At 41.1% G+C, this 21,819-nt stretch carries 17 protein-coding genes; 6 read left to right on the forward strand and 11 right to left on the reverse strand.

Translation table 11 applies throughout. From position 1 onward, the window contains the following. Nucleotides 1–193 precede the first annotated feature (193 nt). On the forward strand, nucleotides 194–370 hold the full coding sequence (locus EG2_RS06760; protein WP_060814088.1) for a hypothetical protein: 177 nt from the start codon (nucleotides 194–196) through the stop codon (nucleotides 368–370). A gap of 71 nt (nucleotides 371–441) precedes the next feature. On the opposite strand, the gene EG2_RS06765 is transcribed toward EG2_RS06760, so the two are convergent. From EG2_RS06765 to EG2_RS06775, 3 genes are read right to left on the reverse strand one after another with little or no spacing between them, the layout of a single operon-like run. Continuing rightward, nucleotides 442–2,604: a lectin-like domain-containing protein gene (locus tag EG2_RS06765; RefSeq protein WP_060814089.1), complete on the reverse strand. Its 2,163-nt coding sequence runs from the start codon at nucleotides 2,602–2,604 to the stop codon at nucleotides 442–444. Nucleotides 2,605–2,609: 5 nt separating this feature from the next. Further along, nucleotides 2,610–3,632: a DUF916 and DUF3324 domain-containing protein gene (locus EG2_RS06770; RefSeq protein WP_060814090.1), complete on the reverse strand. Its 1,023-nt coding sequence runs from the start codon at nucleotides 3,630–3,632 to the stop codon at nucleotides 2,610–2,612. A 14-nt stretch (nucleotides 3,633–3,646) separates the two neighbouring features. Beyond that, a complete protein-coding gene (locus EG2_RS06775; RefSeq protein WP_060814091.1) occupies nucleotides 3,647–4,222 on the reverse strand; it encodes a WxL domain-containing protein in 576 nt (191 codons plus the stop codon). 212 nt (nucleotides 4,223–4,434) lie between these two features. Between EG2_RS06775 and EG2_RS06780 the strand changes: the two genes are divergently transcribed. Continuing rightward, entirely contained in the window at nucleotides 4,435–5,952 is a 1,518-nt protein-coding gene (locus EG2_RS06780) for a helix-turn-helix domain-containing protein (RefSeq protein WP_060814092.1), read from the forward strand. A gap of 83 nt (nucleotides 5,953–6,035) precedes the next feature. Here the strand turns inward: EG2_RS06780 and EG2_RS06785 are convergent, their stop codons facing one another. The 7 genes from EG2_RS06785 to EG2_RS06815 form a co-directional block, all read right to left on the reverse strand. Beyond that, the gene (locus tag EG2_RS06785) at nucleotides 6,036–6,923 is read right to left on the reverse strand and encodes an SDR family oxidoreductase (protein ID WP_060814093.1); all 888 of its coding nucleotides are present in this window, start codon (nucleotides 6,921–6,923) and stop codon (nucleotides 6,036–6,038) included. A gap of 177 nt (nucleotides 6,924–7,100) precedes the next feature. Then, complete coding sequence (locus EG2_RS06790; protein ID WP_060814094.1) at nucleotides 7,101–8,801, reverse strand: DUF4091 domain-containing protein; 1,701 nt, start codon at nucleotides 8,799–8,801, stop codon at nucleotides 7,101–7,103. Next, nucleotides 8,798–9,778: an alpha/beta hydrolase gene (locus tag EG2_RS06795; protein ID WP_060814095.1), complete on the reverse strand. Its 981-nt coding sequence runs from the start codon at nucleotides 9,776–9,778 to the stop codon at nucleotides 8,798–8,800. The genes EG2_RS06790 and EG2_RS06795 overlap by 4 nt, the downstream gene beginning before the upstream one ends. A gap of 3 nt (nucleotides 9,779–9,781) precedes the next feature. Beyond that, entirely contained in the window at nucleotides 9,782–11,146 is a 1,365-nt protein-coding gene (locus tag EG2_RS06800) for a glycoside hydrolase family 1 protein (RefSeq protein WP_060814096.1), read from the reverse strand. A gap of 4 nt (nucleotides 11,147–11,150) precedes the next feature. Beyond that, a complete protein-coding gene (locus tag EG2_RS06805; RefSeq protein ID WP_060814097.1) occupies nucleotides 11,151–12,032 on the reverse strand; it encodes an ROK family protein in 882 nt (293 codons plus the stop codon). Between the two features lie 38 nt (nucleotides 12,033–12,070). Then, complete coding sequence (locus EG2_RS06810; protein ID WP_060814098.1) at nucleotides 12,071–13,417, reverse strand: PTS sugar transporter subunit IIC; 1,347 nt, start codon at nucleotides 13,415–13,417, stop codon at nucleotides 12,071–12,073. 20 nt (nucleotides 13,418–13,437) lie between these two features. Further along, nucleotides 13,438–15,639: a glycoside hydrolase family 3 N-terminal domain-containing protein gene (locus tag EG2_RS06815; RefSeq protein ID WP_060814099.1), complete on the reverse strand. Its 2,202-nt coding sequence runs from the start codon at nucleotides 15,637–15,639 to the stop codon at nucleotides 13,438–13,440. Nucleotides 15,640–15,828: 189 nt separating this feature from the next. Here EG2_RS06815 and EG2_RS06820 point away from each other — a divergent pair, with 189 nt between their 5' ends. After that, complete coding sequence (locus tag EG2_RS06820) at nucleotides 15,829–17,004, forward strand: AraC family transcriptional regulator (protein ID WP_060814100.1); 1,176 nt, start codon at nucleotides 15,829–15,831, stop codon at nucleotides 17,002–17,004. A gap of 264 nt (nucleotides 17,005–17,268) precedes the next feature. Here EG2_RS06820 and EG2_RS06825 read toward each other — a convergent pair whose 3' ends face one another. Continuing rightward, on the reverse strand, nucleotides 17,269–19,056 hold the full coding sequence (locus EG2_RS06825) for an oligopeptide ABC transporter substrate-binding protein (RefSeq protein WP_060814101.1): 1,788 nt from the start codon (nucleotides 19,054–19,056) through the stop codon (nucleotides 17,269–17,271). A 507-nt stretch (nucleotides 19,057–19,563) separates the two neighbouring features. Between EG2_RS06825 and EG2_RS06830 the strand changes: the two genes are divergently transcribed. The 3 genes from EG2_RS06830 to EG2_RS06840 all read left to right on the forward strand — a co-directional run bounded on the left by EG2_RS06830 (nucleotide 19,564) and on the right by EG2_RS06840 (nucleotide 21,817). Then, entirely contained in the window at nucleotides 19,564–20,865 is a 1,302-nt protein-coding gene (locus tag EG2_RS06830) for a DUF1576 domain-containing protein (RefSeq protein ID WP_060814102.1), read from the forward strand. After that, nucleotides 20,862–21,209 (forward strand): hypothetical protein, encoded by a 348-nt coding sequence (locus EG2_RS06835; RefSeq protein WP_060814103.1) that lies wholly within the window; start codon nucleotides 20,862–20,864, stop codon nucleotides 21,207–21,209. The genes EG2_RS06830 and EG2_RS06835 overlap by 4 nt, the downstream gene beginning before the upstream one ends. A 242-nt stretch (nucleotides 21,210–21,451) precedes the next feature. Then, the gene (locus EG2_RS06840) at nucleotides 21,452–21,817 is read left to right on the forward strand and encodes a YxeA family protein (protein WP_005471036.1); all 366 of its coding nucleotides are present in this window, start codon (nucleotides 21,452–21,454) and stop codon (nucleotides 21,815–21,817) included. The last annotated feature ends 2 nt before the right edge of the window (nucleotides 21,818–21,819 follow it).

The following is a 21,819-nucleotide window of genomic DNA, read 5'->3' on the forward strand; positions in this document are numbered from 1 at the left end:
ACCTACTGCTGGTGTTTTAAGGTAGCACGTCAAATCTCCCGAATCATTCATATGCAAGAAAATAGTGTATCCGCGGTTACTGATTGCTTTGAGAGGAGAACAGCGTTATCTCGGACATAAACCCGTTGTCCATGTATAATTGATAGTAAGAGATTGATGAAACATCGATAAAATTGCAAAGGAGACGGATCAAATGAAAAAACACTGTAGTTGCGGGAAAAAACTAGATGGCGCTGAAACGAAATGTGCTGCTTGCAAACAAAGCAAAAAACAAAAAATCGAGTCGCTTGAGAAATTTGTCAAGTATGGCAGTTTTGCCTTGGCCGCCCTTTCTTTAGTACTAAAAGTAGTCAAAGATCGGGAAAGCTGATTTCTTATCCTTAGATAGACAAAAAAAACGCCATTTCGGCGTTTTTTTTCTGTCTTTCTGACCAACGTGCATTAGTCTGTGATCGTGCTGTCTAACTGCCAATTGACTTTCCCTTGATAGGTTCCTGGGGAAAGGGTATCTATCTTAGGGGCAAAACGTAAATAACAATCATACTGACTTAAATCGACAGAGAGGTCTTTATTGCTAGGCGTCTGCTCAAAAATCACTTTTTTATCTGAGGTAATAGTGCAAAACAATGAATTATCAGTAGAATCGTATAGAACTAGTTGGACTTCATCAGCCAATGAGGCGCCACTATTCATAAATGGGGTGGTTTGTCCCGATAATTTCCACGTACCTTCACTCGTATTGCTGATTGTAAGAGTCTTGCTGGTTGTTGCAATTGGAACTTTTATTGATGCCAAGCCATTAGAATCCATTGCTCGAGCCAACTCGTTGATTGTGACTGTTGTTCCTTTGAAAGATTCTGGGACAGATTTTAATTCGACGATTCCTCGAAAATCAATGGCAAAGTAATGGATTGCTGATGAATTGCCTTCTGTGTCAACGACATATGCTGCAAAATAATAGGTAGTCCCTGGTGAAAGACCACTCGTCTCTGACTCTAAAGTGTAGTGGAACGGATCGGACAAATCTGTTCGTTCAAGAACTGTTTTTAGTGTAAAATCTTCTTCCTGTAACTCCTTCTGTTGTGAAAATAAATCACTTATAAATAATTGCGCCTGCGTTGAATTGCTGTCTTCCACAGAGATGTCAGTATAGGCATTTCGATTTTGTCGAAGGATCGGCGCAGTTTTCTGCGCTTCTGACATTGTGGCTTGTCCGCTGGTCAATGTTGGGGGGAGTTTACCCTTTACCGTATAAAAATGGGTATCGGCTCCGCCAGAAGTAAAACTGGATACAAAAGCATTTCCACCAAAGGTAGTTTCAACTGGTATTACTTCATCAATATTCGCATCTACAGGGGTCCCACTATACTTGACCCGAAAATGAACAATATAGGCATTCCCTTTTTCCAATTTCGGCAATACTATACTTATTTCTCCTGTCTCTCTTGTATATTCGATTGGGGTCCCCCCATCAGGAAAACCGTTGAGCATGATATCTTCTGGTTTACCAAAATAGACAGTATCTTTCACGGATACATTATCTGGAAGTGTCAGTTTGAGTTTAATTCCTGGATTCAAACTTGAAAGATCGCTTGTTTGTTTAAAATCAATATAGGTTGCATAAGTCATCTCTTTACTTGCATCCACTTCAACTGGTTTATCCATTACTGTTCCCGTGTCTAGCATAACCTGATCTGGCTCTCTTTGGAAGACACCCGTCCGCATATCAATTTCGACTAGACCTTGAACATCCACGAAAGCGACTGCTTTGTTTTGGGCAAAGCCTCCATTGGCACCGGTAAAACCAAAATAAACTGGCGCCGAATTTGTTAAATTAAGATTGCTTTTAAAAGTATCATCGACAGGAATCGTCACATCCACGTTGAAATCTGGAACAACGTAATGAAATTGCTGGTTAGCATGATTATACTCTACAATAAAGGTATGCCATTTCCCATCGGAAATATCAGACACACCAACCGTATTGTAGTGATTCAACACTTTATCTACCATTAACCAACCATCTGTCGTATAAGAAGCATTCGATCCGGGATAGGACCAAGCAATATGGTGGCCTTTTGTTGGCACATCACGATCCATCATCCGATCCGTAGCAAGAATACCGCCATTATTATTATAATAAGTATCAAATTCAATCGCGATACTATTAGGGATCGCGCCTTTACTAAGAGGATCAGTGCCAGCGATATTCGCCCAGACACCAATTGTAGAACCAACCTCAGCACCAATAGCTTTGGGACCGCTGCTTTGCATCACGAAAGCCAATCCATCACTATCATTAGCCGTATTCTCAATATAAAAGGCCATTTCCAGATGGAAATCTCGTGTGAAAGAGATTGGGTTATTGAACCACACCGCCCCACTTGAATTTGTTGTCGTATCATTGATTTGAACGTAGTTGTGCCCTTCTGTCCCTTGTAATGATCCCGCTTTCCCAGCAGTAGAGATCATCACTTGATTGATCGGTAAAGTAGTAAAGCCCGGCGCAGTGACCGCCGCAAAGACCGTTTGCTGTCCTTGCAACAGCCAAAAAGTTCCTATAAAAAGAAGCGATAAACAAAAAGATTTTAGCAGTTTTTTCATTCTTCTCACTCACTTTCATCGGAGTTTTTACGTCGCTTCACTAACAAGAAGAGGATGATTGCAATCAATAGAATGATTATAGCAATCAATAGATAGAACAGAAAATTTCTTTGAGCGATAGCCGCTGCATATATCGTAGTTTGGTTGACAGCTTTTGCTGCTTGACGATCGATAACGACCTTATCATCAAAAACCCATGTGCCTCGCTGAGAGGATAATTCGATGCGAATCGTATAAGTGCCCGGTTTGAGTTCTTCTTGCCCAAATTCACTGTAGAGATCCAAGACAGAATTTTGCGCAAATTGGAAATTTTCTGACTTAAAGCCGCCAACAACTGCTCGATTCTTGTCACGAATCACCGTGTTTACGGAAATGTTCCCAAACGCGACAGGTCGAACATTACTGATGCTGCTTTTCAAAGCCGGTTTACCGTTTTTTTCTACTGCTTTGGTTTCAATTAGTTTTAATTCTGGTTTAGGCAGTTCTTGTAAGCTTTGCCGCATGCGCACGCCTAACTGCAATTGATAGTTCGATTCTAAATTAGCATCAGATTCCGTAGCAGTTGCTTGCGGTTTGATTTCTTCAAATAAGAAAGCACCCAAGATTTCTCCTGGAAATTCAACATCTTTTAAATCTAGTTTAAAGCTCACATTTCGTTGCTCATCAGGTTTTAAGCGAATGTCCTGATGTTGCTTTGAGACAAATTCAGTAAAGGATTTTCCTCCATACTCTTCCGCTGTTTTCTTTTTTTGATAACTAATGATTCCAGTAGAAGCTGAATAGCTGTTCAATGCATCGGCGGCGACCGTTATCTCTTCGGAACTCGTATTGTGTATAGTGATGGTCAATTCCTGGACGGTCTCTTTATTTACCAGCAAATCGAAATAGGTTGCTTCACTTGCTTGATTTTGGGGAAGTTCTGGCGTCACAGTAAATTTGGTGGTCTCAGCATAACCACGAGTCACAGGAAAGTAGACAAAACCGATAAATAGGAAGACCCCTATTGCATTCTGAAGAAATTTTTTCATTGTCGTTCTTCCTGTCAATTTGCTTGATAAGAGTTCGTTAATGTCCAAGTGATCGTTCCTGTATAGTCACCACCATAGACATTTTGTTGAGGAACTGTCAAAGTCGTTGTCGAAAAATCAAATGTACTAATTGCTAATCCAGTCGTACCATTTGCTGTTGCAATGGAAGTAGGATCGGTAGCTCCGGCAATCAATTCAGCATTAGCTGTCAAAGCTGCATTCCCTACTGTTTCAGTACCTTTAAGCGTTACTTTCGCGTTTGTTAGTTCTTTTTGAGTGGCGTTTGTAATTTTTGATAGTTTTGCCGTCAACTGCCAACCTGCTGTATTCGGTCCATGAAAGTCAGAAACAGAAGACGTTTCATTCGACAACGTAGTGATTACTTTCTCTTGTTGGGCAAAATCCGCAATATCACCAGTACCAAAGTCAAAATTCGACACACTGTCAAGAGACAAGATCCCTGGATTAATGGTCAATGATGCTTCACTAGTCATTGAAGCAGTTGGATTTGCTTCAGCTGCTAAACCAGTCACTGGGATACCTAAACTACTCACACCTAAGATTCCTAATGCCAACACCAATTTTTTCATAAGTCATTCCTTCTTTTGTATTTATTAAATGAGTAATCAATCCATCGCTAGCAAACAACTTTTTCATTTATTTCTCAACCTATGCTTTGCGTTCCTGCATTGACTTCTCATTTGTACTTAGTATAATCAAAAGTGGCGAAAACGGAAGGAAGAAAGTCTTCAAAACAACCCTCCTATTTCGCGTAAAAATGGAGCAAAAAAGGAGAATCCAGATGTACAGAGAGTTCATTTCTCCCGCAGAAGAAAAAAAGTTAGAGATTTTCAAGCTTGTTTGCAATACGAATGGAATTACATTATTAAAATTATCAAAACTTTTGCAGATCCCGCTGAAAAGTCTACAAAAACATATCTATTTTCTTAACGAAGATCTCAGACATCTTTCCGTTGATTTAGCGTTGACCAAAAATTCCTACAATCAATATTTTATTGAAGTCAACAATGAGGATACTCCTTGTTATTCTCAACTGATTTATCATTACTTGCTCAGTTCTCCACAATACCAGCTTGTCCAATACCTCATTGGCCACACCGATTCATCGATGGCTAAATTATGTCGCGATCTTCACGTCAGTCAATCACATATGTATCGCTTGATGAAAAAAGTGAATCAAATACTAAAGACGTTCCATCTATCTGTCATTACAAATGAAGAAAACACCATTGAACTATCGGGAAAAGAATTGGATATTCGAATCTTTATTTACAGCTTTTTGACCCAAAGCGCCCCAGCAGACCTATCACTACTACCAAACAGCACATCTGCAGAAGCTGAGAAATTCAATGATTTTTTCGACTTCGCTAGACTAGATCAATTAACTAAAAACAAACTTTTCGCTTTTTGGAAAACAATCATGATCCGCACTTCACAAAAGAAGTACTTACCTGAGATTCCGAAAAAGTATCAAGCGCTGTTGAATTTCTACACTTTCTTGCCAAAAGACGTTCTTGAAATTTTTCCTATAACTTTAAAAATAATAAATGAGGAAATTGTTCAAGCAGAATACTTGTACTTAAATTTCTTTCTGCAAATTTTTCTACCTGCAGTGGTGGATAGCGAGAAAAATTTGGCAATTACTGATTCATTCCATCGATCAAAAAAATCGCTCGTATTGTTTTTTGCAGGCATGATTCGCGATTGGCAACAAACTTTTATTCCATTGATGGAGGAAGAAGATTTCGATCAATTGTTGAATAGTTGCCTCCTTTTTTTCAATCTATCCATTCTGATTGATGTGGACCTGTTAGAAGTATGGAATCTAGAGTATAATCTCCTAGCTGATGACACTCTGTACCATGATGATCGAACCTATACGGCAATTGCCAATCTGTTGACAGAGCACGCTATGCAATACCCTTATGATGATTTTGACAAAACATTCTTTGTCGAAAAGCAACTCTCTTATCTCACTCAGTTGTTGTATTTGGAGACTCGGATGCATCAAACACCAAAAATCAAAATCTATGTACGAACGACGATTCAATACCGTACAAAGAAAATGATCGAAACCCGGATTCGTGCCATTTATTCTGAGTCCTCAGTTTCTTTTACACAAGATATCGAAGAATCTGATTTGATCATTACTGATAGTTATGAAGAAGTCGCTGTGACCGAAAAATTACTACTTCTTTCAAGTATCCTGAATTCGCTTGAATGGGAAGCACTTTTCGCTAAAATCAACCAAACCCTTATGAAGAAAATGTTTGCTTTGAAGCACGGTTTGAGTTCTTAACTATATAACAAAAAAGGCAGCAACTGAGTACCCACGTGATTGGTGGGTTTCTCTCAGTTGCTGCTGTTTCATTAACGATCCTCTTAGGCGAAGAAGCTTCCGCCTGTTACACTATATACTTGTCCAGTAACATAGCTAGCTTCATCTGATGCTAAGAAGACATAAACCGGTGCTAATTCAACGGGTTGGCCAGCCCGTTTTAATAATTCTTTTTGTCCAAATTCAGGGATCGCTGATTGCGGTTGTCCTCCTGAAATTTGTAGTGGTGTCCAAATTGGTCCTGGTGCCACTGTGTTCACGCGAATACCTTTTGAACTCAATTGTGCTGCTAATCCTTTACTAAAGGAAGTAATCGCCCCTTTAGTTGCTGCATAGTCTAACAGATGAGCACTAGGCTCTGCACTTTGGATGGAAGTAGTGGTAATGATGCTGCCTCCAGCCGGTAAATAGTCTAGGGCTTCTTGAACCGTCCAATACATGGAGATGATATTTGTTGTAAACGTGTCCGTGATTTGTTGGGTGGTCAAATCTTTGATATCTTTGACCGCTTGTTGCATACCTGCATTCAAGACCAAAATATCTAGTCCATCCAACGCTTTCGCTGCATCATGAACCAACTGACGCGCAAAAGATTCGTCTTTCAAATCACCAGGAATCAATACAGCTTTTTGACCTGTATCTTCGATGATAGTCTTCACTTCTTGGGCATCTTCTTCTTCAAAAGGCAAGTAGTTGATAGCCACATCCGCGCCTTCTTTAGCAAAGGCAATGGCTGCTGCACGACCGATGCCTGAATCCCCACCTGTGACTAATGCTTTGCGGCCTGCTAATCGTCCTGAACCATTGTAGCTAGTTTCACCACAATCTGGTACTGGCTGCATTTTTCCTTGGACCGCTGGTGCTTCCTGTTCCTGCTTTTCAAATGTGCCGTTATAGTACTTCGTTAATGGATCATTGATTTTTTTTGACATGTTCATTTCCTCCTTATTTCTTTCATGCTCGTCATGTAGAACCATGACCTTACTTAAAAGTGTAGAGGAATGTTCATGAAATGAAAAACAAAACGCTCACTACATGGAAAAATGCGTTTTTCTTGCAATTTTTGAAAAAAAGGACCACGAATCCTTTAGGATTCGTGGTCCTTTGCTTTATTTTGCGATTATTGTTAATAGCGCGTCACGGAGAGTCTCATAATCAGATGCTGTTTGTAGGAACAGATCTGGCTGACTTTGGTGACTATCTACCATCCATTCTTGACTATTAGGGTTTGTCAAAAAAGTATCCAGTAAGTCTGCTGTCTGTTCTGGCTGTTGTCTTTCCGCCTGTTTGATTAGATAGAAATCTTCGATTCCCCGCTGTAATTGTTTGTAGCGTAGCGACAGTGCCAAATGTCCGGAGTAAGCTGGATAGATCAAGCACATATCACCGATCGGCAGCGAACTTGTATTGTAGCGAATATCTTCCCGCGCATTTTCTGGCCAGCAATTGTAGGCCCAGCGCAAAAGCCCATCGGTTTTAAAATGGTGGGCCAAGATCCCTTGAACGCGAGTTTCAAGTAATGGACTATGGAGGAATGTATTCGGCTTGTCTGGGTAATTGCAGACATAATACTGGGTTTTTCCTGAATGACTTTGACTCAACTCTTGGTAATGATTGCAGGTACAGTAATAAGAAGTCACTGGATAATCAATCAATGGCAAAAGTTCCGTCAAGACATCCTCTTTGTCAAAAGCAACTTTGACTTGCAGCGTCTCATCGATTGCTTTTAATTCAGCAAGCGACTCTTTGAACAGGTTGATCTGATGTTTTTTTGGTTCATCAGAAACGATCCGGACTTTTTCCCAGACACCCAGCTCTTTAAAGTGGGCAAAAACTTGTCCAATGTAGTTTTGCAAATCTGCTTTCTGCTGAATAAACATCATTTTGCCAGTCGCTTCATCTAAGTAACGAACCACTAACGCCTCCGGATAATCAATAGGCACTACCGGGAAGAAAGGCGGCTGCCAAACACCTAACAGACCAAAAACATCGATCTCTTGATCAATCCCTGCTTGAAAGAAACAATTCAAATACCGATCTAGGACAGAAAAATCACAGGTGATAGCCCCTGATTCTGTCTTATTGACGTTGATCATTGAATACTCATAGAGATTCGCAGGATAGTCTTTGACGATATAATTAAACCAGCCTTTCCAGGGAATTTCACCGGCAATCACAGTAATCGCCTTCTGACCGATTTTGGCTAGACTTGCTGCCATTTCCTCTAACAGACAGAAATGTTGTTCACTCCATAGCGGTACATCATAAGTTCGCGCAAGAATCGATGGCTGTTGCCAAACATCTAAGTTAAAGCCATCGCGGTAATCTACCGGAAATTCAAATGCGGAAACTTCCACCGTGATTTTTTTGCTTAAAACAAGTGAATCAGCGCCGGCCAATTGGGAGCGGTAAATAGCGATCTCCACTGGATAGCTGCCTGCTGCAATGGACTGATCCAATGGGAATTCTAAATAAACTGTAGCCATCCGATCTCCTGGATAGGTTTTGGCTGTTTGATCCAGCAATTTATCTGCAAAATCGATTTCATGCTGTCCGGTATAATAGCCGACAAATTGACTCGTAACCGGCAATTCGCTAGTGATTTCGATCCGGTACATAGGGATTTCGATCTCATCTGGGATCGCAAATTCACGTCCCAAAATAAAATGGTTTCGCTTCCCATCATGCAGCAAAAGCTGACAAGCGGCAAAACTATTTTTGCACCCTTTCACCGTTGATAGTTCAGATGGTACCTCAGCAAAAGGTGTCGTGGCTGCTTTATAGCTTTCATGAACGAGCCATGCTTTCATTGTGTTTCTCCTCTCCTTGGATCCACCAGCTGTGCAACTAACTGCTCACATTGTGCTTGTGAAAAACGCTCTGGAATGATGGCAGTCAACTGTTGCAAACTGAAGTTTTTTACGATTTTAAAGGTACTTTTCTCTTGCCAACTTGGAAAACTGCTGGCCAATAACGTGCGATTTTTCGGTTCTTTGATCAAGGATGTGATGGGCCAATCCGCAAGGTCTGCTGGCATTTCAACAGTCGCTGTCTCTTCCCAATTGATTTCCAACCATTCCACACATTCGTTGAACCAGCGGCCAAAGCGAGGATCGATCATTTCTTCACGATTACCGAAACGCTTTGTTGCCAATGAAAGACCGTGTTTGCCTTTTTGAAAAAGATGCGTTTCGAAAGGCACATCATTTTCTTCCAGCGCCCGCAGATATAAAAGTGAATTCTCAATTGGTACCACATTGTCTTCAAAGGTCGAAAAGACGAAAGTGGGCGGTGTCTCTGGTGTCACACAGGCTTCTAATGACGGGGCCTCAATTTGCATGACTTGTGCAAAAGATTGTAAGATCGCAGGATAACCTAAAATACAAAGACTGGGTTTCCTCTCAGAAAGCGTCGATAATGCGGCTGCCAGATGGCCACCGGCAGAAAAACCAATCACGGCGATTTTCTCTGCATCGATCGAAGGCCATGCTCCAGCACTCAATTCGGTGATTTTAGCTAGTGCTTCTTGCGCATCTTGCAAGGAAGCGTCAAAACTGCGAAACTCCCCGACATGATAACGAAGCACCCCCGCATGGTACCCTTGAGCAAGAAAATTCAATGCAATGGGTTCCGCTTCCCGTTCGCTACAAAAGGAGTAGCCTCCTCCGGGAATCACTAAAATGAATGGTCGTTTGCCGACACGAGCAAACTCCGGTTTTTCTTCATGAAGGTAAACGGTTAGTCCTGCCCCTGCTGCTTCATCGAAAGAGTATTCTTGCATGTACATAACTTACTCTCCTAATCCATTTTGTGCAATCACTTGTTGATACCAGTAAAAACTATCTTTTTTCACTCGGGCTAAATCCAACAAATCATCTTCTGTGCGATTGACATAAATGAAGCCATAACGTTTCGTGATGCCTTCATGGGTACTGATCAAATCGATGGCACTCCAAGGACAATACCCAATCACTTCGACGCCATCTTTGACGGCTAATTCCATTTGAGCAATATGCTGCTGCAGATAATCAATGCGGTATTGATCGTGCACCTGTCCATCTTCTGTTAAAACGTCTTTGGCTCCGATACCGTTTTCGGTAATCAAAATCGGCAAGCGATAGCGAGAATAAACTTCATTCAATGTGAAACGGAACCCTTCTGGGTCAATGGGCCAGCCAAATTCAGTCATTGGTAGATTTTTATTTTCAACTGCTTGGAAGAACCCTGGAATCCCAAAGCCTGATTGCTGATCGATTTTATTTTCTTTCTGATAATAACTGCTGACGGTCATCGTGTTGTAGTAATTCAATGCAATATAGTCACAAGTGCCGTCAAGAAGGATTTGTCGATCTTCTGCCGTAACTTCTGGTGCGGCACCAATGGTTTCCAATAAGTGCCAAGCATTGTGATTGTATTTCCCAAAAACGGCCACATCAAGGAACAACCAATTTCTCAATGCGCTCATGTATAAAGCGGCCATCTGATCTTCAGGCTTATCCGAAGCTGGATATACACTGGCAATATTTGGCGCTGGTCCAATCTTCCCGGTAAAGTTTCCTGCATGGAATTGCTTCGTGACTAACGCTTGTGCCACCAGCATATGATGATTTTCTTGGAATTTTTCTTTCATACTCTTTTGGCTTGTACCGATGACAGAACCAGCTAATGCCATCACATTTTGTTCATTGATGGTTTGCCATAATGGTACTTTGTCACCAAAGTGTTCAAACAGCACTTGGCAGTAGTCTGCAAAGGCCTGGATCGTTTCCCGATTTTCCCAACCCCCTTGTTCAGCGATATAAACAGGTAAGTCAAAATGGAAAACTGTGACGACCGGCTGAATCTCGTTTTCAAGCAATAAATCGATCAATTTCTGATAGAATGCCAAACCTTCTGGATTAACGACGCCATTTGGCATGACACGACTCCATGAAATAGAAAAACGGTAGGCTTTCATACCTAGTTCTTTGAACAGTTTGACATCTTCTTCATAGCGATGGTAATGATCCGAAGCCACTTTAAAATCTGTGGTTCCAGCAGGAATCTCTTTGACATCTTGGACAGAAGGACCTTTTCCATCTGTATCCCAAGCCCCTTCTACTTGATAGGCACTGGTTGATGCCCCCCATAAAAAATCATTTGGAAATTTACTCATACGTTTACTCCTTTACCGCGCCAATCAAATTTGCATCTGCCTGAAACTTGGCCGCTTCGATGTTGATTGGTCGTAATGTTTGTTCAATGATTGGTGCTGCTTTTAGTAGCCGCTGATAGCAGCTTTGGATGGTTGCAATTAGTTTCGGCTGTTGGCTGATCCCGCCGCCAATCACGATTTTGTCGATATCCAATAGGCATTGGATGTCAAAACAGAGAACGGCGACCTCTTGGCAATAACCAAGAAAGAGATCCTGTGCCGTTTGGTTATCAGAGTCCGTCAATGTTTGAAACACAGTCGGTCCATCGTTTGTGACTTGTAATGCTTCCGCTAATTTTTGGATCAATCCAACAGCGGAGAGTCCGATACCAACAAATGAATCTGGACCTGCAATCCGCCGGTCTCGGATCATGAAGCTGACCTCTCCTGCTTGATAGTGACTCCCTTTGTAAAGCTGACCATTGATACACAGTCCAACACCCACACCGGTCCCTAAAATAATCGCTGCTCCATTGGTTACATTTTGTAAATGCCCCCAAGTCATTTCTCCTAATGTGGCTGCCTTGGCATCGTTCTCAACGGATACTTGATAATCTTCCGTAAGATCGAGGTTTCCAATTAGCTGACCTAAGTTGACTTCATTTAGATAAGGCAATGCGCCACCAAAGAAGACAGTACCGGATTCGTTGACCGAACCTGGTACTGAAAAAGCGATTTTTTTAAATGAGTGGCTCTCTGAATAGCTGTTGATGATTGTTTCCAGCAATTCTGAAAATTCTTCGAGAGACTGAGGTGTTGGGAAATTGTTCTTTTCTGTGACGATATCTTGCTGGACCAATCCTGATTTGATTTTCGTACCGCCGATATCGATACTTAAATGACTCATTCTTCCCACTTCCTTTAATTACGCTTAAGCAAACTTGATTATGCTTGAATTTCTTCTGCAATCATTTCTGCTTCTGTTTCCTGTGCTTTCATCTTTTCTGATTCAAGTTCTAATTCGTATTCTTTCTTGTCTGCAATTTTCAAGAATGGATACCACATAACGATACCAATCAGCATACAAATCACCATCAAGATCGTGTAATTTACGCCACCTGAGAATGGCATCTTAATAAATGTAGGTGTTGTCCATGGCAATAAGCTCATTGTTGGATTCAAATTGATCGGTAAGATCGTCGTCACAAGTCCCCAAGTCACAAAGCCAGCGATCAACTGAGTAAATACTTGCGGGATAAAGAACAATGGATTCAAAATAATCGGCATCCCAAACATGATTGGTTCAGTGATATTGAAAATCGATGGGATAAAAGATAATTTACCTAATTGTTTCATTTTTGCTGATTTGCTGCGGATCATAAAGAATGTGACAAAGCCCATGAACCCAGCCGCATACATGCCCATGTAGATAACTGATGGAACGAGATAAGGAAGTTCTTGTCCTTGTTGGTATGCCGCAATATTTGAAACAACCATTGTCATACTGATTGCCCCAAGAGGTCCTTGTAAAACAGCATTGTGGATACCGAAGAACCATAGCACCGCCAAAACTTCCATAATAATGATGATGGACAGTGGACTAGCGACCAATGAATTCAACGGCGCGTTCACCACATCAATAAAGAATTGGAAGATTGATCCAGAAGCCGTTAAGCCAAATAATACGCGAATGATAAAGACAAGAACAAAGATAATCGTAACGACAAAGACTGGAGCCAAAGATTGTGTCACCATTGGCGGTACACTGTCTGGCAATTTGATCATGATGTTTTTCTTAGAAAGAAAGGCATAGAAACGAGTAACCAATAATGCCGTCAACATACCAATAAAGAGTCCTTGGCCCCCTAAGAAGTCCAATTTCAATGCGCCAATCGTTTGTTCTACGGCTTGACCATCTTGCATCACAGTTGTAGCGATCGTTTGAGGCATCAGCATGATAAAGCTGGCTAATGAAATAATCGCTGAGTTCCGTTCATTTGAACCTAACTGTTTGGCATATGAATACGCTAAGCTATAGACAACATACAATGCAAAGACGCCAGTAGCACCATTAGTGATGGCTTCGACATGTTGAAAAATACCGATTTTCGTTAAGTAGTCTGTCCAACCAGGAATTGGGAAGTTCCCGACGATCGTAATGAAGGCGATCCCCAAGGTAATCGGACTGGTACGAATAAATCCTTCCATCAATGCAGCTAACACTTTATTTCGTTGTAGCTTTTGAGACATTGGCAATAATTTGCTACTTAAAATTGCTTCTAATTTTTCCATGTTTTTTTACACTCCTTCTCTTATACTGTCACAGTTAGTGACTCTTCTTTTCCATCAATCGCTAAAACGAGCTGATAGTTTCCTTTAGTAAAATGTTTTTGTCCTTGATTATCATAAAAGGCAAGATCTGCCAGCGATAGTTCGATGTTTAAGGAACGTTCTTCCAGTGGTCCCAACGAAACAAATTCACTAGCCACCAATTGTTTTATGGGACGTACGATCGTTGCTGGCCGTTGATTCAAATAAACGTGAACAACTGTGTCGGCCGTGCGATCAGAATCATTCTTGATGTGACATTGTAAGTTGATCGTTTGCTCATTGACCTCACTGTCCAGCCATTTTCCTTGGAACGAGCTATAGCTAAGCCCTTCACCAAACGCAAACAATGGGTCATTTGACTCGTCCCGATATTTAGAGATAAAGCGATCTGTTGGATTATCCGCTTTAAAAGGACGTCCTGTCGGAAGCTGTGCCCCATAAATAGGAATCTGTCCCTCACTTCTTGGGAAAGTCATGGTCAACCGTGCAGATGGATTGGCTTTGCCTGTTAAGAGATTCGCAATTCCGATCCCTCCCATGATTCCGGGATACCAAACGAGTAACAAACTATCGAATAGTGGTTCCACATTTGTCAAGACCAGCGGGCGCCCGGTGTATAGGACACCAACGATTGGTTTGCCCGTTTCCTTCAGCGCTTTGATCAAGCGAACTTGTTTTTCCGGCAGGTGCAGATTCGTCCGAGAAGCGCCTTCGCCGCTTTCTAAAAACTGTTCGCCGAACGTCAAGACGATCACATCGGCTGCTTCTGCGGCTGTCACGGCTTCTGTCAATAATTGATCAGCAGGCTCGATCGGACCATTCAGCATTTCAATCCCAGCTTTTAGGGGACCAAACCCGTCATAAGAGTCAAACAAATTGTAGCCGCGAGCAAATTGAACTTGCTCGGTGGATAAATTCTTCAATAATCCTTCTTTTAACGGAACAGCATCTTGCGGTTTTCCACTGACGGATGCCCAGAAGCCTAAAGTCAATCGGCTTTCTCCATAAGGGCCGACCACAGCGATCTTTTGGTCTTTTTGCAAAGGAAGACTGCCATTATTCTTCAGCAGTACGCTGCTTTTTTCGACAAGTTTGACTGCTAAAGTTTTGGCTTCTTCCGTTAAGATTTCACCAGTTTGCTCACTCTGCAAGCCTCGGTAAGGATCTTCAAAAAGTCCTAATTTATTTTTTAATTCCAAAATGCGCCAAACCGCTTCATCCAATAATTCTGCGAAGGCAGGCTCTTTGATTAATTCCGGTAGATGTGTGGCGTAGACCGAAGTCATCATATCAAAATCGACGCCTGCTTCCAATCCTTTTTTGGCTGCTTCTCTGTCATCCGCAGCATAGCCGTGTGGAACTAGTTCTTTGATTGCCGCGTGATCTGAGACAAGAACACCATCAAAATCAAAACGTTCCCGCAAAATTTCTCGATTTAACCACTTGCTGCCAGTTGACGGTTCGCCGTTCAACACATTGAAAGCTGTCATGACTAACATCGTTTGCGCCTCGATCGCCGCTTGATACGGCTGCAAGTATTCATTGAATAGACGCTGATTGGACATATCGACAGTGTTATACTCACGGCCGCCTTCCGGAGCACCGTAAGCTGCAAAATGTTTGATACAGGCTGCGACATGATTCTCAGGGACGCCATTGCTACTATCTCCTTGGTAGCCAGTCACAACACTTTTGGCAAATTGTTTCGCGGTATACACATCTTCTCCTGGTGATTCCATCACCCGACCCCATCGTGGATCCCGAGATAAGTCCAACATTGGTGAGAAAATCACGTGCAATCCATTCAGATAACTCTCTTTCGCTGTCATTTCAGCTGCTTGTTGAATCAAATCAAAATCATATGATCCAGCTTGTGCTAAAGGAATTGGAAAAATCGTCCGAAATCCGTAGATTACATCTGACATGAATAGTAAGGGGATTTTATGCTTACTGTTCTTCATTGTTTCTTCTTGCAATCGTTTTAATTTTGCAAAATCGTTTACATTATAAATCGCACCAATCTCGTAAAAGTTCAACTCTTCTGGTAAACCCAAATCTTGCATCGGACCTGTATTCATTACATCGTTTTCCACGACCAAACTTCCGTTAAGCTGGACCGTCTGGGCAACTTTTTCTTCAGGTGATAATTGCATAAATAACTTTCTTAATTCTCTTATGTCCATTATGTTTCCTTTCTGTAAGCGTTTTAACATAATGTATTATAAAAAGAATTCAACAGATTTTATACTAAAAAAATAGCGTTCATAGCAAAATATTCGTTGCATGCTAAAAAATTTTGATTATACTTTGAGTAGAGGTAGAACTACTAGGTAGAACTATTATGCAGAACGAATAGATAAGGTGGTCAACACATGAATATAGAAAGCATTAAACTTGCGATGGATCTTTTATACCGGAAATATCTGATTCCTATGATGTTGTTAGATGAGGAAGGCATTTTGCTGCACCCAGAAAGTTCATGGCAGACAAAAAAGCCCATCAGCCACTATTTAGAAGCAGCTGACGAACAATCTGTGACGCTTTATCATTTTGGGAAATATATGCTAGGGTGTTTTCAATTTCAATTGGAAGGCAAACGCTGTTACTTAATGGTTGGTCCTTGCGGCGTCATCGGGACACCAGAAAACTCCTGTGTTTTTCTAGGGCACGAATACCATTACAACATTCACTACTCTAAAGAAGACAAATATTCATTTGAAGAATACATTCAATTAGTGCATACCTTGTTTGCGAATCAACCTCTAGCTCAAGAACAATTGCGCTGGTATTACCAAACAGAGCCAGGTAATCGATCGATCCAGACAGACTTTAATTTGGAAGCCAACCTGTACGACCGGCGTGTCCATGAATCAACTTTTGACTCTTATCATTTTGAGTTACGCTATCTTGATTATATCAAGCGGAATGAACCAGAAAAAGTCGCTTGGGTCTTCAATAAGATGAAGGAAACTTACAGTGTCTCTTTGTCTCCTTTTGAACTGGAGGGCTTGAAATTAAAATTTTCTGCTTTTGTGGCTGTAGTCACCCGCATGAGTATCGATGAAGGCGTCCCAGTCAATCAGGCATTCGGATTATCGGATTCATTGATTCAAGGATTGATCTACATCCACTCAGCGGATGAATGCCTGCGATATATCAAAGAAGCAACCTATCGTTTTATGGAGCTATTGCACAGCTATCCTTTCGCTCAAAAATCGTTGCTGGTCAAAACGATCGTCAACTATATCGATGGCCACCTCTATGAAAAAATCACCATCGATGATTTAGCGGATATTACTCAAAAGCATAAGACCCATCTTTGCAGTCAATTCAAAAAAGAAATGGACAAAACAATCCATAACTATATCCAAGAAAAGAAAATTGCTGAAGCCAAACACTTACTCTTATTTACGGATCATTCTTATGAAAAAATCAGTACATTATTGGCTTTCTCCAGTCAAAGCCACTTTATTCAAAGTTTCAAGAAAATCACTGGCACAACCCCAAAAGAATTCAAAAATATTCATTACGCTCATGCCCTAAGCTGATTTCGCTAAAATCATATCAGCTAGATCGATAGGATCTTTCCTGTCATTCAACCAGTGAAACGCTTTTCTCAGCGTTAAGCAGAATAATGAACAAACATACCCGAAAGACTTAGCAGCAGTAGCGCAAATGTACAGTCTGCGCCACGATGCTCTGGCATTTCCAGAACACGGCTACTTAGTCCTCCGGGTATTCATTTATAGCGAAATCCTTTTTACTTTTTTGCTTTATACTTTTTACTTTCTTCTATTTATTCTATCTCTACTTTACCGAGAAGTATCCGTCACACCAATCGCAGCCCATGGATTATGATCGACATCATAAGCCCATGAAAAATTCGTCACGCGGTCAGAGATCGGCAGGATCTCACTTCGGAACAATGTTGGAATCGCAAATGCTTCTTCAAAGGCGTATTCTTGCCATGCATCAAAAGCTTCTTTCCGTTTGTCATCATCAAATGAAGCATTCGAGTCGATCGCAGCTAATAGTTCGGTATTCTTATCTGACTGATAACGTGTATAGTTGAAAGCGGAATTTGGTCCCCATAGCCCTGTTGGCGAAGGATCGGATCCGGTACTCCAAGCACCCATGAAAACATCAATGTCTGGATCATCATTTTCCAATTTGTCATAAAATGCTTGAAAATCAATCAAGCGGCCAGTCGAAAACTGAACATCCAAACCGATTTCTTTCCATTGTTGTACATAGTAATCGGCTAATGGTTGGGCAGTCTCTCCGCCAGACATAGAAGCAAAATTGATCGTTAGTTTATTGCCATCTGGATCTTCACGGAACCCATCACCATCGGTATCGACATAGCCAGCATCGTCGAGTAGCTGATTGGCTTTATCCAAATCTAACGTATAGCCCTTGATCTCATCATTATGCAAAGAACCAAAAACTGGTGGGATCAATGTGGTTGCATTGGTGCGCAATCCATGATAGAAACGTTCACCGATGGCATCATTGTCTACTGCATAGCCCATTGCTTGTCGTAATGATTTGTTTGCCATTTTAGAATCAGGATCATAAGCAACAGTATTGTTCTCTGCATCCCATGTTCCAAGTTTAAAGCCAAGATAAGTATAAGACTGCTGTAAACGGCCAAGCATTTGATAGCCATTAGTATTTTTGTACGCGTCATAAGTATCAGTTGGCATCGACAAGGCTAAATCATATTGCTTAGCATTTAGTGCCTCATTGATGGAAGCTGTCGGTACACCTCGGAAAACGATCTTGTCTAATGTTGGTTTTTCCCCATAATAATACTCGTTGGGGACATATTCTACTGTTTCCCCAGCCACGATATTGGTCATCACATAGGGACCAAAGCCAATGGGATTTTTTCGAACGGGATCACTGGATTCCATGTCTTTGATTTCAATTCCTTCAAAGGCATGTTTTGCTAATGCAGACATCCAGACGCCTCCGCCTGCCTGCATCATACCCGGGTGAACTTCTTTGTATTCGATTTGAACAACTTTATCATTGACAGCAGTAATTCCAGAAATTGTGTCTGATTCACCAGCATGATATTCTTCCATACCAATCACGTTCGTGAAATCATTGTCATAACGAATCCCTGTGTAATCTGCGTGGCCGATCACTTCGTAAGCAAAGATCACATCTTCTGCAGTTACTTCTTCCCCATCCGACCATTTCAAGTTGTCTCTTAGTGTAATGGTGGCAATTTTGTTTTCTTGGTCCAATTCTAAATCCGCAGGGCCACCATCCACAATCTTAAAGTCATCATCATTTAAAAATAAATATTCATGACTTGGAGACATAAAGTGACGATCATAGGTATCTTGATAGAATTCCCATTGAAATAACCCCTGAAACTGTGTATCCATTACAACTGCTACATCAAGGGTTTCTCCCTCGATAGGATCACCATCATTTTTGACCTCTAGTGGCATATTTTCTACATTGTTTGCTGTTGTATCCTCTGTTCCTTGTGCCCCTGTCGAGTCCGTTTTGTTATTTCCTTGGCTACAGGCGCCCAGCACAAAGACTGACATAAGTGTAATTAAGCCAAACCGATATTTTTTCATAGCTTCCTCCTTAGTCTTACCCGATAATCGTTCACTTATTCGTTTTTCCTTCTCTCAGACTAATTTCTATTTATTCATATACTGCTACAACAGTTAACCTGTGAAAGAAGGCGACTTTCCCCGTCGACCAATAAGTTTGCTCTCTAAATGCGCATAAATTAAAAAATAAAGAGAGATTAATGTTGATTATAGCAAGTTTCCTCATTTTTTATATGTCATTATTTTCATCGATCACTGAAATATTTGATTGAAAGATGCGCTTTTTTTCAGTCATAATTAGTTCTGCCAATCATTCAATAACACTTTATGCTTTCGAAATTTAGCAGCTCATCTTTATGCAAATCCGTGCCAGGTCTATCCTATCTTTTCTCAGAAATAAAAATGTATAGCACTTTATTAGCGTATTCACTAACCAATCTCAAAAAACAACAAAAAAACTTTGTTGAATGACTGAAAGTATCCCGAATCCAGTCGATCTATGCTAACATAAAAAAAAAAGGAGGATTTATGGCAAATAAAAAAATCTTTTATCAAACAACGAATAAGTCTTTTGCACCGATTTCGCAATTGTTGACACAACGATTATTGATTGCTTACAGCATCCTTTTGATTGCTATTGGTGTCTTGAGTACACCGATAAGTGATCTATGGTTTGGCTCACTACGGATCTTGACTTCTCCTAGTAATCTCGTTTCGGATTACTTTGCCATCGGCAACTTAGGCAGTGCCTTTTTAAATAGCGGCGTGTTGACCTTGGTAAGTATCCTATCCACCAAAACAAAAGGAAACAGTATCACCGGGCCAATGATTGCTGCCTTTTTCACCATTTCTGGATTTTCTTTTTTCGGGAAAAATTTATTCAATTCGATTCCGATCCCTTTAGGCGTTTATCTTTATGCACGGATTCAAAAAAAGCCCTTTGGACAGTACTCACTTGTTGGTCTATTCGGGAGTGCAGCTTCACCTGTCATCAGTTATTTGGCTTTTGGGATGGGTTTTCCACTAATGACCGGCGTTCTATTAGGCTATACTATTGGAATTATCTTAGGCATTTTATTGCCGCCCCTAGCCGCACAATTCCTACACTTTCATCAAGGCTTCTCTTTGTATAACATTGGCTTTGCCACCGGAATCGTGACCATGTTCTTTACAAGTTTCACGCGTCTATTTGGACGTGACATTACCGAACAAACGTATTTGACGACTGAGTACAGTTCCTTTCTACTCTTCTTTTTGTGCGGCTTATGCGGGTTGCTCTTTTTAACCGGTTATTTATTGAATCACCGTTCTTCCCAAGGATTGGCTCATCTATTCGATGTTTCCGGTAAACTGGTGACAGACTTCGTCACGATTTTTGCATTAGGGGTCACATTGATGAACATGGCGATCATGGGGATGCTACTGCTTGTATTCATCTACTTGCTTGGAGGCCAGCTATCAGGCCCATTGCTTGGTGCTGTTCTGACAGTGATTGGCTTTAGTGCTTTCGGAAATCACTGGAAAAATAGTCTGCCGATTTTGATTGGGGTCGTTCTTGCCACACGTTTAGGTTTTACCACTGAGACTTCGACCTTTCAATTGCTGTTGACTGCGATTTTTGGAACAAGTTTAGCACCAATCAGCGGCTACTATGGACCAATTGCAGGAATCTTTGCCGGTATTGCCCATGCGGCGTTAGTAAGCAATATCACCTACTTACATGGCGGGTTGAATCTTTATAATAATGGTTTTTCCAGTGGCTTTGTGGCGGCAGCTATGGTACCTTTGTTAGATGAGATCAACCAAATCAAAAGGCGGATGAACCAATGATAGAAAAGGAACAAGCACGGCGGATCGTGGATGAAGTAGTCACCTACTTTCTTTCCCACGACTGCCCCCATATCACTACTGAGATGTCTTTCGAAAAAACAGGATTTCGAGCCATTATTGCTGGAACCTGTCCAGAAGAGCCCAGTGATTTAGCCCTATTTGCGGAAATGTTGAATACCCCACGCGACATTGCGCTAGAAAGTTATTATATTGAACTTTTAGGCGGGCACCAGTCGATTCATGAAGAAAAAGACTTTTATTTATTAGGATTGTTGATCGATGAAGCAACAATCAGTTACGAGAAGGACCGTTTGATCATTACATTGTTTCGAAAAAAATATTAAAGACCATGGGATCTCTTTGATGAAGGAGATCCCATGTTTTTTCGTTTTCAGCGATTTCTTGATACAAGGAATGCGTTGAAAAGGTGAACCTGTGATTAACAGCTCCCAATAGAAAGGAGGGCATCATGAAATTGCTTTCATGACAAAAATGAAAGTTTATTGATAGGTTTTTCACACTACAATTGTTTTTACGCCCGCTATAATTCTCTTTAGACTTTACAAATTAAAGGAAGTGAGAATAGATGAAGAAATTTTGGATCGGCCTGGGTATCCTAATGATCGTTTTGTTTGCCGGGTTACAAATTGCTGAGAAAGTCATCATGGGCGGCCAAAGTTACTATGTTCAGATCACGACCGATGGCGAAAAGATCGAAACCGAAGACGATCGAGGCAATCAAGTGATTGAATATAAATATGAACTACCTGGTTATGACAAAGACGCAAAGAAGAAAAATCTTGAATTCTTAGGGATGAAAGATCGTCCTTTGAAAAAAGACGCTTACTTAAAAATTACCTGGAATCAAAACAAGGGCGTGACTTCCTATGAAGAAGTGCAAAAGAATGCTATTCCTGAAAAAGCGTTGAAACAATTAGAAAGTGAACGGTGATG

Origin of the sequence: Enterococcus gallinarum NBRC 100675, from assembly GCF_001544275.1 — a bacterium.
Classification (GTDB): domain Bacteria; phylum Bacillota; class Bacilli; order Lactobacillales; family Enterococcaceae; genus Enterococcus_D; species Enterococcus_D gallinarum.

Coding starts and splice junctions, on each gene's coding strand:
- EG2_RS06760 (WP_060814088.1), top strand. CDS start 194: ATGAAAAAACACTGTAGTTGCGGGAAAAAACTAGATGGCGCTGAAACG.
- EG2_RS06765 (WP_060814089.1), bottom strand. CDS start 2,604: ATGAAAAAACTGCTAAAATCTTTTTGTTTATCGCTTCTTTTTATAGGA.
- EG2_RS06770 (WP_060814090.1), bottom strand. CDS start 3,632: ATGAAAAAATTTCTTCAGAATGCAATAGGGGTCTTCCTATTTATCGGT.
- EG2_RS06775 (WP_060814091.1), bottom strand. CDS start 4,222: ATGAAAAAATTGGTGTTGGCATTAGGAATCTTAGGTGTGAGTAGTTTA.
- EG2_RS06780 (WP_060814092.1), top strand. CDS start 4,435: ATGTACAGAGAGTTCATTTCTCCCGCAGAAGAAAAAAAGTTAGAGATT.
- EG2_RS06785 (WP_060814093.1), bottom strand. CDS start 6,923: ATGTCAAAAAAAATCAATGATCCATTAACGAAGTACTATAACGGCACA.
- EG2_RS06790 (WP_060814094.1), bottom strand. CDS start 8,801: ATGAAAGCATGGCTCGTTCATGAAAGCTATAAAGCAGCCACGACACCT.
- EG2_RS06795 (WP_060814095.1), bottom strand. CDS start 9,778: ATGTACATGCAAGAATACTCTTTCGATGAAGCAGCAGGGGCAGGACTA.
- EG2_RS06800 (WP_060814096.1), bottom strand. CDS start 11,146: ATGAGTAAATTTCCAAATGATTTTTTATGGGGGGCATCAACCAGTGCC.
- EG2_RS06805 (WP_060814097.1), bottom strand. CDS start 12,032: ATGAGTCATTTAAGTATCGATATCGGCGGTACGAAAATCAAATCAGGA.
- EG2_RS06810 (WP_060814098.1), bottom strand. CDS start 13,417: ATGGAAAAATTAGAAGCAATTTTAAGTAGCAAATTATTGCCAATGTCT.
- EG2_RS06815 (WP_060814099.1), bottom strand. CDS start 15,639: ATGGACATAAGAGAATTAAGAAAGTTATTTATGCAATTATCACCTGAA.
- EG2_RS06820 (WP_060814100.1), top strand. CDS start 15,829: ATGAATATAGAAAGCATTAAACTTGCGATGGATCTTTTATACCGGAAA.
- EG2_RS06825 (WP_060814101.1), bottom strand. CDS start 19,056: ATGAAAAAATATCGGTTTGGCTTAATTACACTTATGTCAGTCTTTGTG.
- EG2_RS06830 (WP_060814102.1), top strand. CDS start 19,564: ATGGCAAATAAAAAAATCTTTTATCAAACAACGAATAAGTCTTTTGCA.
- EG2_RS06835 (WP_060814103.1), top strand. CDS start 20,862: ATGATAGAAAAGGAACAAGCACGGCGGATCGTGGATGAAGTAGTCACC.
- EG2_RS06840 (WP_005471036.1), top strand. CDS start 21,452: ATGAAGAAATTTTGGATCGGCCTGGGTATCCTAATGATCGTTTTGTTT.